We start from the raw sequence: 13,493 nt of genomic DNA on the forward strand, positions 1-13,493 counted from the left end.
GCGTGCGGAGCCGCGGCGCGTCAGCTCGCCGACACCGTCGGCAGCCACGCGTTCGCCGTGTTCTGCGTGGCGAGTTGCTTCGCGATCGAGCGCGCAAGGCGGTCCGTATCGGACGCCACCGTGTCGTGTTTGACTTCCGACGCGCCGTGCAGGCCGGCGCCGACCGCCGCCGACGTCGCGAGGCGGCCGGCCGCCGCGCCGACCCCGGCGGTTTCGACCATGCCGGGCAGGTGGCCGCTGTTCGCGCTGACGGAGAACGTGTCGAGCGGCTGCGGTGCGCCGTGGGCCGGCTGGAACGATACGGTGACCGACGCGCCCACTTCGCTTTTGCCCGCGCCGAGCCCGATCAGGATGCGGCGGCGGCGGTTGCCGGCGTCGATCGTTTCGAACCGGCCTTCGACCACCAGCGCGTCGCGGCCGTCGGGCGCCGGACCGCGCAGCGCGGGAATGCCTTGCGACCGGAGTTCGCGCACGAGCGCGTCGGCGAGTTGCTCGCGGGTCTTCAGCGCGCTCTGCTGGCGCTGCACGTCGGCGGACGAGCCCTTCGCGAGGGTCGCGAGCTTGCTGATCATCCCGCCGTCGACCTTGACGTCGGTCGTGTCCACATCGAACGGGGACACATAGACGACATCCGCATGAACCTGCGGCAGCGTGCGGGCTGCCGGCGCGGCGGTGGTCGCCGTTGTCGCGGTCGATGCGCAGCCGGTCATCGCGAGCGCGCCGGCGATCAGCGCGGCACTGGTCAGACGTTTGGCGTGGGCGGTCAGTGCGTGAAGGGAAGGGAACATGTCGATCTCCGTGGCCTGGATAAGGATGCCGATACTGTCGCGGCATTCAGGAACGCGAACGATCGGAAGCGGGGCGTGGACGCTGGCGGGGAGAGGGTTCATGCCGTTGCGCAACACGCAGGCGCAAGTATGCGGAGGTCGGGCGCGACACGCTACGCAGGAATTATGTCGGCGCATGTCACGGGCCGGCGCGCACGGCCATCGAGCAGTCAGGCGGTCAAGCAGCGAAGCGGCGAAGCAGTCGGGCCCTCAAGCCCTCAGGCTCCCGGGCTCCCCAGACCTTCAAGCCGACAGCGAAGGCCGCGCCGGCCCGGACGAATCGAGCGGCAGCGCGACGACGGCCTCCAGGCCGCCGCCCTCGCGGTCGCGAAACGTCAGCGATCCGCCGTGCAGGCGGGCGATCCGCTCGACGATCGCGAGGCCGAGGCCGGTGCCGCCCGCATGGCTGCGCGCGTTCGCGCCGCGGCTGAACGGCGCCTTGAGCCGTTCGAGTTCCGCGGCGCCGATGCCGTTGCCGCGATCGCTGACCACCGCGTACGCGATGCCCCGTTCGGTCCAGGTACGCACGCCTAGGCCGGTGCGGCCGTACACGACGGCGTTCTGCATCAGGTTCATCAGCAGCCGCATCAGGCTGATCGGGCGGAACGCGAACGCGGGCACGTCGCCTTCGTCGAATTCGAATTCGTGACCGAGCCCGGCGAAATCCGCGACGAGCTGGCCGATCAGCGCATTCAGGTCGCCGGGTTGCGGCGTCTCGCGCTCGCCGCTGCCCGCGTAGTCCATGAATTGCTGCAGGATCGTATCGATCTGGTCCAGGTAATGTTCGGCCGATGCGGTGAGCGCGTCGTGCGTGCCGCGCGGCAACGCCATCGCGAGCGCAAGGCGCAGCTTGGTGAGCGGCGTGCGGATGTCGTGCGACACGCCGGCCAGCATCAGCGAGCGGGTCGCTTCCGCCTGTTGCAGCGCGTCGGCCATCCGGTTGAACGCGCGGCTCACGTCGGCGATCTCGGTCGGGCCGTCGGTGGGCAGCGGCGGCGGGCGCTCGCCCGCGCTGACGCGCTGCGCCGCGCGTGCCAGCGCATCGAGCGGCCGGTTCAGGTGAAGCTGGATCAGGTAGCCGGTCAGCGCCGCCAGCAACGCCAGCCCGACCGACAGCACGAGCGCCGTCGTGATGCCGCTTGCCTGCGCGTCGGCGGCCATCGGCAGCGGCACCCAGACCGGCGAGCCGGCCGCATGCAGCCGGATCCACAGGCGTTCGTCGTCGCCCGACTGCCAGCGGGCCGGGAGGTCGGGCGGCAGATGGCGTTGGAGCGCCTGCATGAACACGTCGCGCTGCCAGGTACGGAAGAAGGCCGCCAGGCTCGGCGCATGCGGTGGCGCGGCGGGCGGCGGCGATGCCTGACCGCCGAGCTGCACGACCATCGTGCGGCCCGTGTCGGCCGGCAGGCCGGCGAGCGTGCGGTCGAGCAATTGCACGTAGTCGGAGAAGATGATCGATGCGCGCTCGATGCGCGGGCGTTGCACGTAGTGCAGCAACACGGCGAGCGAACAGACGAGCGACAACGCGACGAGCGCGACCAGCAGCGCGATGTTGCGCGCGAGCAGCGAGCGCGGCAGCGGGAATCGCATCACGGCTCGACGCCGGCCACCAGCATGTAGCCGATGCCCCAGACCGTCTTGATGAAGCGCGGCTTGCCGGGATCCTCCTCGACGATCTGGCGCAGCCGCAGGATCTGCACGTCGACGCTGCGGTCGAGTGCGGCGTGGTCGCGGCCGCGCGCACGAGCGAGCAGGTTCTCGCGGCTCACCGCGCGGTTCGGCGACGAGCCGAGCGCGTGCAGCAACAGCATCTGCGCAGAATGGATTTCGACGGGCACGCCGTCGCGCATCAGCGTCTGCTGGCCGACGTCGAACGTGAACGCGCCGAAGCGCAGCTGCTGCGACGTCACCGTCGGCTCGCCGGCCGCCATCTTCTGCCGCCGCAGCAGCGCGCGGACGCGGGCAACCAGTTCGTCGGGGAGAAACGGCTTCGCCAGGTAATCGTCGGCGCCCGTTTCGAGGCCGACGACCTTGTCGGCCGCGTCGCCTTTCGCGGTGAGCATCAGGATCGGCAGCGTGTGGCCTTCCGCGCGCAGGCGCCGGCACACGCTCAGCCCATCCTCGGGCTCCATCATCAGATCGAGCACCAGCAGGTCGTAGGGTTCGCGCTGCAGCAGGCGGTCGAGCCGCTTGCCGTCGGCGACCGCGCGGACCTGGAAGCCGTGACCGGTCAGGAAGCGCTGCAGCATGTTGCGCAGCTCGGCTTCGTCGTCGAGCACGACGATCCTGCAGGACTGTTCCATCGGCTGCCTCCCGGTGCGTGCCGCGCGGCCGGACTGGTCGTCCGGGTTCAGCGGGCCGCCATGCGCTGGCGCATGAAGCTGGCGATCTGCGCGAGCGTGACGTAACCGTTGCGCTGCGCGTCGATCTCGTCGAAATGCTGCGCAACCATCGGCATGCCCGCGGCGGCCTGCTCGCGGGTGAGCTTGCCGTCGTGCGTCGTGTTCGCGCTGGCGAAGCGGGTCTGCAACTGCATCAGCGCATGTTCGACGCGTGCACCGCCGTTCGCCGCGCCCGGCGGCACCTGCTGGGCCGACGCTGCTGCTGAGACGATACACAAAACGACGACGGCAATCATCTTCTTGATGGACTTCATGGGGTTTCTCCTTGCGTGGCCGACGGTCTGCGCCGGCCGGGTGGTTGATGAAACTGAAACGGATGGAAAACGAAACGGGTCGATGAATCGATGCAGCCGGTGCCGGGTTACGCCCAGTGAGCGGGCACCCAGATGCGGCCGGCCCAGTGGGCGGGCACCCAGACGACGGCACGCGGCGGGTGAGCGACATACACGGCGCGCGGCGCGACGTACACGGAACGCGGCAGCGGCGGCGCGAGGTACAGGACCTTCGGCGGCGGCGGTGCGACGTACACGATGCGCGGTGCGGGGGCGGGCGCGATCACGACGGCTTTCGGCGGTGCAACATGCACGACCTTCGGCGGCGGCGTGACGACGACGGCGGCCGGCGCGGGCGGCGGTGCCGCGACCACGACGGCGGCCGGTACCGGCGCCGGAGCAGGCGCCGCGATAGCGACCGCGGCGGTAGCCGGCGGTGCCGTCACGACGACTGCGGCCGACGGGGGCGGTGCGACGGGTACAGGAACTGGCACTGGCACCGTTCCCCCCGCCACGACAACTGCGCCGCCTGCCGCCGTGCTGCCGTGGATCACCGTCGTGCCGCCGGTCGAGACCGTGCCGCCGTGCACGACCGTCGAGCCGCCCGACGTCGTCACGACGCCCGGCGCCACGCGCGTCGCGCTGCCGGAATGCGTGACGGTCCCGCCGTCCGTGCCCGTCACGGTGCCCGAGCGCGAGCAGGTCGAGCCTGCGCAATTCGTCGACGCGGAGTGGCTGGCCGTGTTGCCGCCGGAACCCGTGACCGTGCCGCTCGACGAGTACTGGCCCGGGCCGTTGCGCGTCACGCTGCCCGACGTCGACGCGCTGCGGCCGTCCGAGCCCGTCAGCGAACCGGTATGCGAGCAGGTGCCGCTCGCGCAGCTCGTGTCGCCGCTGTGCTCGACCGAACGCCCGTTCGGGCCGACGGCCGTGCCGCTGTTCGAGAACTGGCCGGGTGCGGTGCGCGTGACGGTGCCGGTATTGGTCGCGAGGCCGCCGCCGGGGCCGATCACGCCGCCCGCATGCGAGCAGCTGCCGCCGCCGCATGAGCCGGCGTGCGCGCCGCTGTAGGTGCCGCGCGGCGTGTAGGCCGTGCCGTGGCCGGACCAGCCGGCGAAAGCCGGTGCGCTGGCGAGCGTGACGAGTGCGGCGGCGGTGAGAAGGAAGCGGGTTTTCATCGGGTGTCCTTGCGGTTCGTTTCGGTGCACGCGGTGGCGTGGCGACGGGACGAACTTTAGGACGGCGACGCGCGCCAGTCGCGTCATAAAAGATGTCGCGGTGTTACACGTGGGGCGCTTTTTTTCGGTACGAAGAATGCGTGCGTCGGCCGCGCCGATCGTCGGCGTGCCGCACCACACAAGGCCGACGGCGGTGCAGTCGCGTGGGGGAGGCAGGCAACGGTATCGATCGACACGTGTCCTGCGCAGTTCGAACCGGTGTCGTTGTGACATGCGGCGACATATTTGCCGACCGAAACATGCATGCGCTGCGTTGAGCCATGCATATCGAACGCGGATAGTGCTGCACGTAGAACCGGAGCACGCGCCACCTCGACATGTAGTCGCAGCCACGTACCGTCCGACGATTGGCCCGGCGTTCGGAAACCACAGTGTTCGTGTGTCGCGCATCCGCATCCATCGACAACCGGCGCGCACACGGTCGGCTGGCTCCGCCACGACATACGGCGACATACTTCACGCGCGACACGTTCACGCCTGGCCATCTACTGGCGAACCCCCAGTCCGCAAGCGCCCGCGACCGCCGTCCGTCGCGCGAACGCGCTTCACCGCGACATACGGCGACACATTTCCCGCGTGGTTTTTCCGTTCCGCGCCCACTACAGTGCGCTTCATTCGACGCGACGGCGGCACGTGCCGCACATGACGCGTCCGACTTCAACCGCAGGAACGACCCATCATGCTCACGACCACCGGCAAGCTCGCCTACTTCGTCACACTTTTCATCATCGCCGTCTCGCTCGTCGAGGCGGCCGTGCTCACCTGGCGCCGCAGCCGCCAGCCCGAACCGTTCGACTGGAACGAGGTCTGGCTGTCGCTGGCCGATCTCGCGGGCCGCAAGCTGCTCGCGCTGGTGCCGCTGTCGCTCGCCACGCCAGTCTTCGATTTCGCGTGGGCGCACCGGCTCTTCACGATCCCGCTCCACAGCGTCGCGCTCGCGCTGCTCGTGTTCGTCGGCCAGGAGTTCTGCTACTACTGGTATCACCGCGCGTCGCACCGCGTGCGCTTCTTCTGGTCGACCCATGCGGTGCACCATTCGCCGAACCAGTTGACGCTGTCGTCCGCATTCCGTCTCGGCTGGACCGGCAAGATCGCCGGCGCCGCGATGTTCTTCACGCCGCTCGTCTGGCTCGGCGTGCGTCCGGAAGCCGTGCTCGCGATCCTGTCGTTCAACCTGATGTACCAGTTCTGGCTGCACAACACGTGGATGCCGAAGCTCGGCTGGCTCGAATACGTGTTCAACACGCCGTCCGCGCATCGCGTGCACCATGCGTCGAACCTCGACTATCTCGACGCGAACTACGGCGGTGTGCTGATCGTGTTCGACCGGCTGTTCGGCACCTATGTCGCCGAACGCGCCGACGAGCCGTGCCGCTACGGCCTCGTTACGCCGACCCGCTCGCGCAATCCGTTCGTCGTCGAACTCGAGCACTGGGCGAGCCTCGCCCGCGACGTCGCGACGGCCCGCGACGTGTGGACCGCGATCCGTTTCGTGATGCTGCCGCCGGGCTGGCGTCCGGGCAATCAGGGCGAAACGACGGAGGAACTGCGCCGCCGCAGCCTCGTCGCCGTGCGCACGGATGCGTGAACGGCGCTACGCTGTCGGCACGCCGGCCGCACGCGCACGCGCCCGTGCCGAGGCCGACATCACATATCCTCACGCATCATCAAGCCACCCTCGATCCAGGAGAGAACATCGATGGAACATGACCTGAAAGGCAAGGCAGTCGCGATTACCGGCGGATTCGGCCATCTGGGCGTCGCGACGGCCGCATGGCTGGCCGAGCGCGGCGCACGCGTCGCGCTGATCGGCCGCGGCGCGGTGTCGGCCGAGCAGGTGCTGCCCGGCGTGCCGGCCGACGCGCTGCGCATCGGCGGCATCGATCTCGTCGATCCGCGGGCCGCCGCGCGGGCGCTCGATACCGTGCAGCGCGAATTCGGCCGGGTCGACGCGCTGCTGAACATCGCGGGCGCATTCGTGTGGCAGACGATCGCCGACGGCGACGCCGCCACGTGGGACCGCATGTACGAACTGAACGTGAAGACCGCGCTGAATGCGTCGAAGGCCGCGCTGCCGCATCTGTTCGCGAGCCCGGCCGGCCGCATCGTCAACATCGGCGCGGGTGCGGCGTTCAAGGCCGGCGCGGGCATGGGCGCGTACGCGGCCGCGAAGGCCGGCGTCGCGCGGCTCACCGAGGCGCTGGCGGCCGAACTGCTCGACCGCGGTGTGACGGTGAACGCGATCCTGCCGAGCATCATCGATACGCCGCCGAACCGCGCGGACATGCCCGACGCGGATTTCACGCGCTGGGTGCGGCCGGAACAGATCGCGGCGACGATCGGGTTTCTGCTGTCGGCCGATGCGCAGGCGATCACCGGCGCGTCGATTCCGGTGAATGGCCGCGTGGCGTAGCGCGCCGCGTCCCGGCTCGCGCGCGGTCCGGCCGTGCGTACAATGTCGCACCGGAAACGCGCGAGCCCAGCCTGACACCATGAATCAGCCCAATATCCTGATCGTCGAAGATGAAATGGCGATCGCGGACACGATCGTCTACGCCCTCGGCACGGACGGCATGCAGACTGTCCACTGCACGCTCGGGCAGGCGGCGCTCGATCATTTGCGCGACACGCGCTTCGACCTGGTCGTGCTGGACGTCGGCCTGCCGGACCTCAGCGGCTTCGAAGTGTGCCGGCGGCTGCGCACCTTCACCGATGTCCCGGTGATCTTCCTCACAGCGCGGCACGACGAAATCGACCGGATCGTCGGGCTCGAAATCGGTGCCGACGATTACGTGGTCAAGCCGTTTTCGCCGCGCGAGCTGGCCGCGCGGGTGCGCGTGATCCTGCGGCGTTTCTACCGGACGGCCGCGCCGGAACCGATGCCTGCGCCGGCCGCGGCAAGCGCGCCCGTCGCGGCGGGTTTCGTGCTCGACATCGATGGCGCGCGCGTGTCGTGGCTCGGCCACGCGCTGGACCTCACGCGCTACGAATTCGGCCTGCTGGCGCTGCTCGTCCGGCACCCGGGGCGCATCTATTCGCGCGAACAGCTGATGGACCTCGTGTGGCACGAGGCGCTCGATTCGGCCGACCGCACGGTCGACACGCACATCAAGACGCTGCGCGCGAAACTGCGCGCGATCGATCCCGAGCGCGACCCGATCCGCACGCATCGCGGAATGGGTTATTCGCTGCAACCGTAACGACCGGCACCGCCATGCATATCGGCCTGCGCATCTTCTTCGGCTTTTTCCTGATCGTCGGTCTTGCCGCGCTGATCACGCTGCGTGTGTTCGTGCAGGAAGTGAAGCCCGGCGTGCGCGAGGCGATGGAGGACACGCTCGTCGACACCGCGCAGGTGCTGGCGACGCTGGCCGCCGACGACATGGCGAACGGGCATATCGCCGACGGCGCCTTCGCGCGGCAGCTCGAAAAACTGCACGCGAGCCCGGTCAGCGCGAACGTGTGGGGCATGCACAAGAACACGATCAGCTACCGCATCTACATCACCGACGCGCGCGGCATCGTGCGTTACGACTCGGACGGTGGCGCGGTGGGGCAGGACTATTCGCGCTGGAACGACGTGTACCGGACGCTGCGCGGCGAATACGGCGCGCGCAGCACGCGCGCCGATCCGAACGACGACAGCAGCACCGTGATGCACGTCGCGGCGCCGATCCGGCGCGGCAACGAGATCATCGGCGTGCTGACGATCGCGAAGCCGAACCAGACCGTCGCGCCGTTCATCGCGCGCAGCCAGCGCAAGATCATGCTGTACGGCGCATTGCTGATGGGCGGCGCGATCCTGATCGGCGCCGCGTGCACGTGGTGGCTGGTGCTCGGGCTGCGGCGCCTGCAGCGCTATGCGCGCGCGATCGCGGCCGGCGAGCGCGCGGCGATGCCGCTGCAGGGCGCGAGCGAGTTGGCCGAGCTCGGGCGCGCGGTGGAAAGCATGCACCGGCGGCTGGAGGACCGGCAGTACGTCGAAACCTACATCCACACGCTCACGCACGAGATGAAGAGCCCGCTGGCCGCGATCAGCGGTGCGGCCGAACTGCTGCAGGAAGACATGCCGGTCGCGAACCGCCGGCGCTTCACCGAGAATATCCGCCGCCAGGCCGGCCGTCTCGAACAGATGATCCGCAAGCTGCTCGCGCTGGCCGAAGTCGAGCAGAAGCAGCGTCTGTCGGTGTACGAACCGGTGGCGCTGTTGCCGGTGCTCGAACAACTGGTCGACGATATCGAGCCGCGCGCACGCCAGCGCGGCGTGAGCCTGCGGATCGATACGAACGGCACCGCCGATCCGTCGGTCGTCGAAGGCGATCCGTTCCTGCTGCGCCAGGCGCTCGGCAACCTGCTCGACAACGCGCTGGATTTCGCGCCGCAGGGCAGCACGATCCGGATCGCGCTCGAACGACAGCCGGCGGGCAGGGCACAGGTCGCGGTGGTGCGCGTGACCGATGATGGTCCCGGCGTGCCCGACTACGCGCTGTCGCGCGTGTTCGAACGCTTCTACTCGCTGCCGCGCCCCGACGGGCAGGATCGCAGCACGGGCCTCGGGCTGTGTTTCGTCCGTGAAGTCGCGACGCTGCACCGCGGCCAGGTCGCGCTCGCGAACCGCGACGAAGGCGGCGCGTGTGCGACGCTCACGCTGCCGTCGGCGGGCTGAGCGCGCTTCACGCTCGCCACACATTCGCTTCACGCCGGCTTCAATCGCTGTTCACCGGGCCTGATCATGCTGACCGCATCTTCCACTCCGGTACCCGTCAGCAATGAATCGAGTCCTGTTGTTCAAGTCCGTGATCACCGCGTTTCTCGCGCTATTGATCCTGATCCCGCTGCACATGGTCCAAAGCATCGTGCAGGAACGCGCCGCGTATCGCGAGAGTGCGCTGCAGAGCATCTGGGCCAGCTACGCCGGGCCGCAGACGGTGACGGGGCCGGTGCTCGTCGTGCACTACACCGAAGTCACGCGCGTGCGCGACGAGACGCCGGCCGGCGGCGCGACGAAGACGAGCCTGAGAAGCGAAACGAAACGCCTGCTCGTGTTTCCGAAGACGCTGAAGGTCGACGGCACGCTCAAGGTCGAGACGCGCTATCGCGGCATCCACAAGGCACTCGTGTACGGGCTGGACAGCCGGCTGACGGGCACGCTGGCGCTGCCTGACCTGAAGAAGCTGCCGCAGGCCGACGGCCACGTGAGCTTCGCGGTCGACAGCACGTATGTCGCGATCGGCATCGGCGACATTCGCGGGCTGAAGGCGCAACCCGACCTGCGCGTAGCGGGCAAGCACTTCGACGTGGAGCAGGGCACGCGGCTGGACAGCCTGCGCCAGGGCGTGCACGCGAATGTCGATCTCGCGGCGCTGGCGGACGCAAACGCGGCGGCGGTCGTGCCGTTCAGCATCGACCTGCCGCTGGCGGGCGCGGAATCCGTCGCGTTCGCGCCGGTGGCCGACCAGAACGATTTCTCGCTGACGTCGACGTGGCCGCATCCGAGCTTCGGCGGCGCGTTCCTGCCGGGCGAGCGCACGATCGACGCGCGCGGTTTCACCAGCAACTGGCACGTGACGTCGTTCAACACGAAAGCGCGCGAGCAGGTCGCGACCGGCGACGGGCAAGGCGCGATCGAGATGGCTTCGGTGTCGGTGATCGAACCCGTGAACGTCTATCTGCAGGCTGAACGGGCGACGAAGTACGGCGCGCTGTTCGTGATGCTCACGTTCGCGAGCTTCTTCATGTACGAGCTCGTGAAGCGGCTGCGCATTCACCCGATCCAGTACACGCTGGTCGGCCTGTCGCTCGCGCTGTTCTTCCTGCTGTTGCTGAGCCTGTCCGAGCACATCGCGTTCGGTTATGCGTATCTCGCGGCGAGCGGCGCGTGCATCGGGCTGCTCGGTTTCTACCTGTCGTTCGTGCTGCAAAGCGTGAAGCGCGGCGCGACGTTCGCGGCGCTGCTTGCGTTGCTGTATGCGGCGCTCTACGGGCTGCTGCTGTCGGAGGACAACGCGCTGATGCTCGGTTCGCTGCTGCTGTTCGCGATCCTCGCCGGCATCATGACGCTCACGCGCCGCGTCGACTGGTATTCGCTCGGCGCCGCCTGGCAGCCGCTCGCCGACAAGTCGGGCGCGGGTGTCGTGAAGCCGGCCGAGCCGGCGAAGTAAGCACGCGGGTCTCGTGCAAGCGGCCGGCCGGGAACGCCCCGGTCGGCCCGCGTGCCGTTGTGGCCGACCGCCGATTCACGCGTGCGGTGCAGGCCGCCGAAACCGCGTCAGCGGAATTTCGGCGACGGCCGTGATCTCGATCAGCAGCTCCGGATGATAGAGACGCTCGACCTGAACGGTCGTCGTCACCGGATAGGGCTCGGCGAAGTACGTCTTGCGGCTGTCGCCGGCCTGCATGAACGCGTCGATGTCGGTCGCGTAGTGGACGAGCGAGATCACATCCCGCATCTGCCCGCCCATCGCGGCCAGCACGTCGCGGATGTTGTCGAGCGTCTGGCGCACCTGAATGCGCATGTCGCCGGCGCCGACCACCAGACCGTCTCGATCGAGCGCCACTTGTCCCTTCAGGTGCACGATCCGGCCATCGCCCTGGATCACGGCCATCGAGAACGCGCCGAACGGCGCCCAGACTTCCGGCGGATTCACTGCTTCAGCCATGACGCAACTCCTGTCGGTCGATGGGAAAGACGCGGCTGCACGAATGGCGGCGACCCGGCGTGCAACGCGAGCGCGTCGTCGACAATCGCGCCATTATCGATGAACGCATGATGGCGCATCGATGCACGACGTGCGGATTCGCCATGACCAGGTGACGATACCGGGGATGTAACGCAGCGCCGGTCGGGCGATGCCGCGGGCAGGCCCGGCGGCATCCCCTTATACTGGACGCTCTTCGTCATTCGATTTTCGCCGTGCCCACGCCTGCCCCCACCGATCCGTGCGAGGACGATCCGCGTCCGACCCCGCCTCAACAGCCCGAACTGGAAGACTGCTGCAACAGCGGCTGCTCGCCGTGCGTCTTCGATCTTTACGACGACGCGCTCGCGCGTTATCGGATCGAACTGGCCGAGTGGGAAGCGCGCCACGCGAAACACCCGCATCACCGCTGAGCCGGATTCTGGCAAGCGGCGCGTATGCACCGCTTCTACGCTGGGGGCTTGGCTAGTGGTGCGATTTCCGCCCCGTGTCACGCACCCGCATGCAGTCGCCGATGCAGCGGTCCGAGCGCCGTCGACAGCGCGACGCACGCAACCAATACGACCGTCAGCACGAACATCGACGTCCTGAACCCCTGCACGTAATCGACCGCGGCCGGATGCACGCCGAGCCGCGCGAAGAACACGCCGCCGATCGTCGCGGCGCCGACGGCCGCGCCGATCTGCAGCATTGCGCTGACCATCCCTGATGCGACGCCCGCGCGCGCCGCGTCGACTTCCGCGAGCACGATCCGCACGACCGACGGCAGCACGAGCCCTTGCCCGATGCCGATCGCCGCGATGCCTGCGTAGAAGCCGGGCCCCGGCGCGCTTTCGCGGGCGAGCACGGCGGCGGTCGCGACGCCGGCCGCCAGCATCACGTAGCCGAGCGTCAGCACGCGATACCCGCCGAACCGGCCGACGAGGCGCGGCATCAGCAGCGGGCTCGCGAGGAAGCCGAGCCCGAGCGGCAGGATCGCGAACCCGGCCGCGAGCGGCGACCAGTTCAGGCAGCCCTGCAGATAGATCCCGTAGCTCAGGAAGAACGCGCTCAGCATGTAAAACAGGAACGCGAGCATTAGCCCGAGCGCGACGACCGGGTTGCGGAACAGGCGCACGTCGAGCAGCGGATCGCGGCCGCCGGCGAGCCTGCGTGCTTCGACCGCCAGCAGCGCGCCGAGCATCGGCAACGCGCCGACGAGGCACGCGATCATCCACAGTGGCCAGCCGGCTTCGCGGCCGTGCGTGAGCGGGTACACGAGCATCAGCAGGAACAGCGACATCAGCACCATGCCCGGCACGTCGATACGCTGGCCGGCCGGCGGCCGGTTTTCCGGGATGAAGCGCCAGCTGCCGATCAGCGCCAGGATGCCGATCGGCAGATTGACGAGGAAGATCGCGCGCCAGCCGAGCCCGAACGGATGCAGGCTGATCAGCGCGCCGCCGCCGAGCTGTCCGATCACGGCCGCGAGGCCGAACGCGAACCCGTAGAAGCCCATCACGCGCACCTGTTCCTGCGGGCTGAACACGCTGCGGATCGTCGCGAGCACCTGAGGCGCGAGGATCGCGGCGAACAGGCCTTGCAGCACGCGGCCGCCGACAAGGACGGTGCCGCTGTTGGCGAGCCCGCACAGCGTCGACGCGAGCACGAAGCCGGCCATGCCGAGCATGAACATGCGCTTGCGGCCGTACAGGTCGCCGAGGCGGCCGCCCGTGATCTGCACGACCGCGTTCGCGCACGCATAGGCCGATACGACGAGCTGGAGCTCGGCCGGGCGCGCGCCGATGCCGTCGCGGATGGCCGGCAGCGCGAGATTCACGATGAAGTAGTCGAGCGGCGGCAGAATGGCGCCGACCAGCAGGACCACGAGCGCCCAGCCGTGATGGCTGCGCGGTGTCGCCGCGGCGGCCGCGCCGGCCGGCGCGCAGGAGGCAAGGGTAGGGTTGGTCATGGAAGCAGGGTCCGAAAAATGAGGGCCGTATGCGTGAGTGGCGCAGGCAGGCCATTGACCCCGTATTCTGGTGGCGGCTCATGATTCGGAAAAGCGGGAAAGAGT

At 69.0% G+C, this 13,493-nt stretch carries 14 protein-coding genes; 6 read left to right on the forward strand and 8 right to left on the reverse strand.

Features of this window, described 5'->3' with window-relative positions:
• Window positions 1–20 precede the first annotated feature (20 nt).
• From ACN22W_RS19580 to ACN22W_RS19600, 5 genes are all read right to left on the reverse strand, one after another.
• Entirely contained in the window at window positions 21–788 is a 768-nt protein-coding gene (locus tag ACN22W_RS19580) for a DUF4410 domain-containing protein (protein WP_419689061.1), read from the reverse strand.
• Window positions 789–1,070: 282 nt separating this feature from the next.
• Window positions 1,071–2,417, reverse strand: coding sequence for an ATP-binding protein (locus ACN22W_RS19585; RefSeq protein WP_419689062.1), 1,347 nt, complete (start codon window positions 2,415–2,417; stop codon window positions 1,071–1,073).
• Entirely contained in the window at window positions 2,417–3,130 is a 714-nt protein-coding gene (locus ACN22W_RS19590; RefSeq protein ID WP_048245653.1) for a response regulator, read from the reverse strand. Before ACN22W_RS19590 ends, ACN22W_RS19585 begins: the two co-directional genes overlap by 1 nt.
• Before the next feature lie 47 nt (window positions 3,131–3,177).
• Entirely contained in the window at window positions 3,178–3,483 is a 306-nt protein-coding gene (locus ACN22W_RS19595) for a hypothetical protein (RefSeq protein WP_080970799.1), read from the reverse strand.
• Window positions 3,484–3,590: 107 nt separating this feature from the next.
• On the reverse strand, window positions 3,591–4,679 hold the full coding sequence (locus tag ACN22W_RS19600) for a hypothetical protein (RefSeq protein ID WP_419689063.1): 1,089 nt from the start codon (window positions 4,677–4,679) through the stop codon (window positions 3,591–3,593).
• 739 nt (window positions 4,680–5,418) lie between these two features.
• Here ACN22W_RS19600 and ACN22W_RS19605 point away from each other — a divergent pair.
• From ACN22W_RS19605 to creD, 5 genes are all read left to right on the forward strand, one after another.
• A complete protein-coding gene (locus tag ACN22W_RS19605; protein ID WP_048245656.1) occupies window positions 5,419–6,327 on the forward strand; it encodes a sterol desaturase family protein in 909 nt (302 codons plus the stop codon).
• A 111-nt stretch (window positions 6,328–6,438) separates the two neighbouring features.
• Window positions 6,439–7,152, forward strand: a complete 714-nt coding sequence (locus ACN22W_RS19610; RefSeq protein WP_419689064.1) for an SDR family NAD(P)-dependent oxidoreductase — start codon at window positions 6,439–6,441, stop codon at window positions 7,150–7,152.
• A 79-nt stretch (window positions 7,153–7,231) separates the two neighbouring features.
• Complete coding sequence (gene creB / locus ACN22W_RS19615) at window positions 7,232–7,939, forward strand: two-component system response regulator CreB (protein WP_419689065.1); 708 nt, start codon at window positions 7,232–7,234, stop codon at window positions 7,937–7,939.
• A 14-nt stretch (window positions 7,940–7,953) separates the two neighbouring features.
• Entirely contained in the window at window positions 7,954–9,405 is a 1,452-nt protein-coding gene (creC, locus tag ACN22W_RS19620; RefSeq protein WP_419689066.1) for a two-component system sensor histidine kinase CreC, read from the forward strand.
• Window positions 9,406–9,508: 103 nt separating this feature from the next.
• Window positions 9,509–10,900, forward strand: a complete 1,392-nt coding sequence (gene creD / locus ACN22W_RS19625) for a cell envelope integrity protein CreD (protein ID WP_412024173.1) — start codon at window positions 9,509–9,511, stop codon at window positions 10,898–10,900.
• Window positions 10,901–10,975: 75 nt separating this feature from the next.
• Here the strand turns inward: creD and ACN22W_RS19630 are convergent, their stop codons facing one another.
• Entirely contained in the window at window positions 10,976–11,398 is a 423-nt protein-coding gene (locus ACN22W_RS19630; protein ID WP_419689067.1) for a RidA family protein, read from the reverse strand.
• Window positions 11,383–11,640: a hypothetical protein gene (locus ACN22W_RS19635; protein WP_419689068.1), complete on the reverse strand. Its 258-nt coding sequence runs from the start codon at window positions 11,638–11,640 to the stop codon at window positions 11,383–11,385. The genes ACN22W_RS19630 and ACN22W_RS19635 overlap by 16 nt, the downstream gene beginning before the upstream one ends.
• Before the next feature lie 12 nt (window positions 11,641–11,652).
• Between ACN22W_RS19635 and ACN22W_RS19640 the strand changes: the two genes are divergently transcribed.
• Window positions 11,653–11,850, forward strand: coding sequence for an oxidoreductase-like domain-containing protein (locus ACN22W_RS19640; protein WP_419689069.1), 198 nt, complete (start codon window positions 11,653–11,655; stop codon window positions 11,848–11,850).
• 77 nt (window positions 11,851–11,927) lie between these two features.
• On the opposite strand, the gene ACN22W_RS19645 is transcribed toward ACN22W_RS19640, so the two are convergent.
• The gene (locus ACN22W_RS19645) at window positions 11,928–13,388 is read right to left on the reverse strand and encodes an MFS transporter (RefSeq protein ID WP_419689070.1); all 1,461 of its coding nucleotides are present in this window, start codon (window positions 13,386–13,388) and stop codon (window positions 11,928–11,930) included.
• Between the last annotated feature and the right edge of the window lie 105 nt (window positions 13,389–13,493).

It is taken from the genome of Burkholderia theae, from assembly GCF_048565265.1.
Lineage (GTDB): Bacteria > Pseudomonadota > Gammaproteobacteria > Burkholderiales > Burkholderiaceae > Burkholderia > Burkholderia theae.

Bases quoted from the DNA above. Each gene is read 5' to 3' on its own strand.
- ACN22W_RS19580 (WP_419689061.1), bottom strand. From the start codon at position 788: ATGTTCCCTTCCCTTCACGCACTGACCGCCCACGCCAAACGTCTGACC.
- ACN22W_RS19585 (WP_419689062.1), bottom strand. From the start codon at position 2,417: ATGCGATTCCCGCTGCCGCGCTCGCTGCTCGCGCGCAACATCGCGCTG.
- ACN22W_RS19590 (WP_048245653.1), bottom strand. From the start codon at position 3,130: ATGGAACAGTCCTGCAGGATCGTCGTGCTCGACGACGAAGCCGAGCTG.
- ACN22W_RS19595 (WP_080970799.1), bottom strand. From the start codon at position 3,483: ATGAAGTCCATCAAGAAGATGATTGCCGTCGTCGTTTTGTGTATCGTC.
- ACN22W_RS19600 (WP_419689063.1), bottom strand. From the start codon at position 4,679: ATGAAAACCCGCTTCCTTCTCACCGCCGCCGCACTCGTCACGCTCGCC.
- ACN22W_RS19605 (WP_048245656.1), top strand. From the start codon at position 5,419: ATGCTCACGACCACCGGCAAGCTCGCCTACTTCGTCACACTTTTCATC.
- ACN22W_RS19610 (WP_419689064.1), top strand. From the start codon at position 6,439: ATGGAACATGACCTGAAAGGCAAGGCAGTCGCGATTACCGGCGGATTC.
- creB (WP_419689065.1), top strand. From the start codon at position 7,232: ATGAATCAGCCCAATATCCTGATCGTCGAAGATGAAATGGCGATCGCG.
- creC (WP_419689066.1), top strand. From the start codon at position 7,954: ATGCATATCGGCCTGCGCATCTTCTTCGGCTTTTTCCTGATCGTCGGT.
- creD (WP_412024173.1), top strand. From the start codon at position 9,509: ATGAATCGAGTCCTGTTGTTCAAGTCCGTGATCACCGCGTTTCTCGCG.
- ACN22W_RS19630 (WP_419689067.1), bottom strand. From the start codon at position 11,398: ATGGCTGAAGCAGTGAATCCGCCGGAAGTCTGGGCGCCGTTCGGCGCG.
- ACN22W_RS19635 (WP_419689068.1), bottom strand. From the start codon at position 11,640: ATGACGAAGAGCGTCCAGTATAAGGGGATGCCGCCGGGCCTGCCCGCG.
- ACN22W_RS19645 (WP_419689070.1), bottom strand. From the start codon at position 13,388: ATGACCAACCCTACCCTTGCCTCCTGCGCGCCGGCCGGCGCGGCCGCC.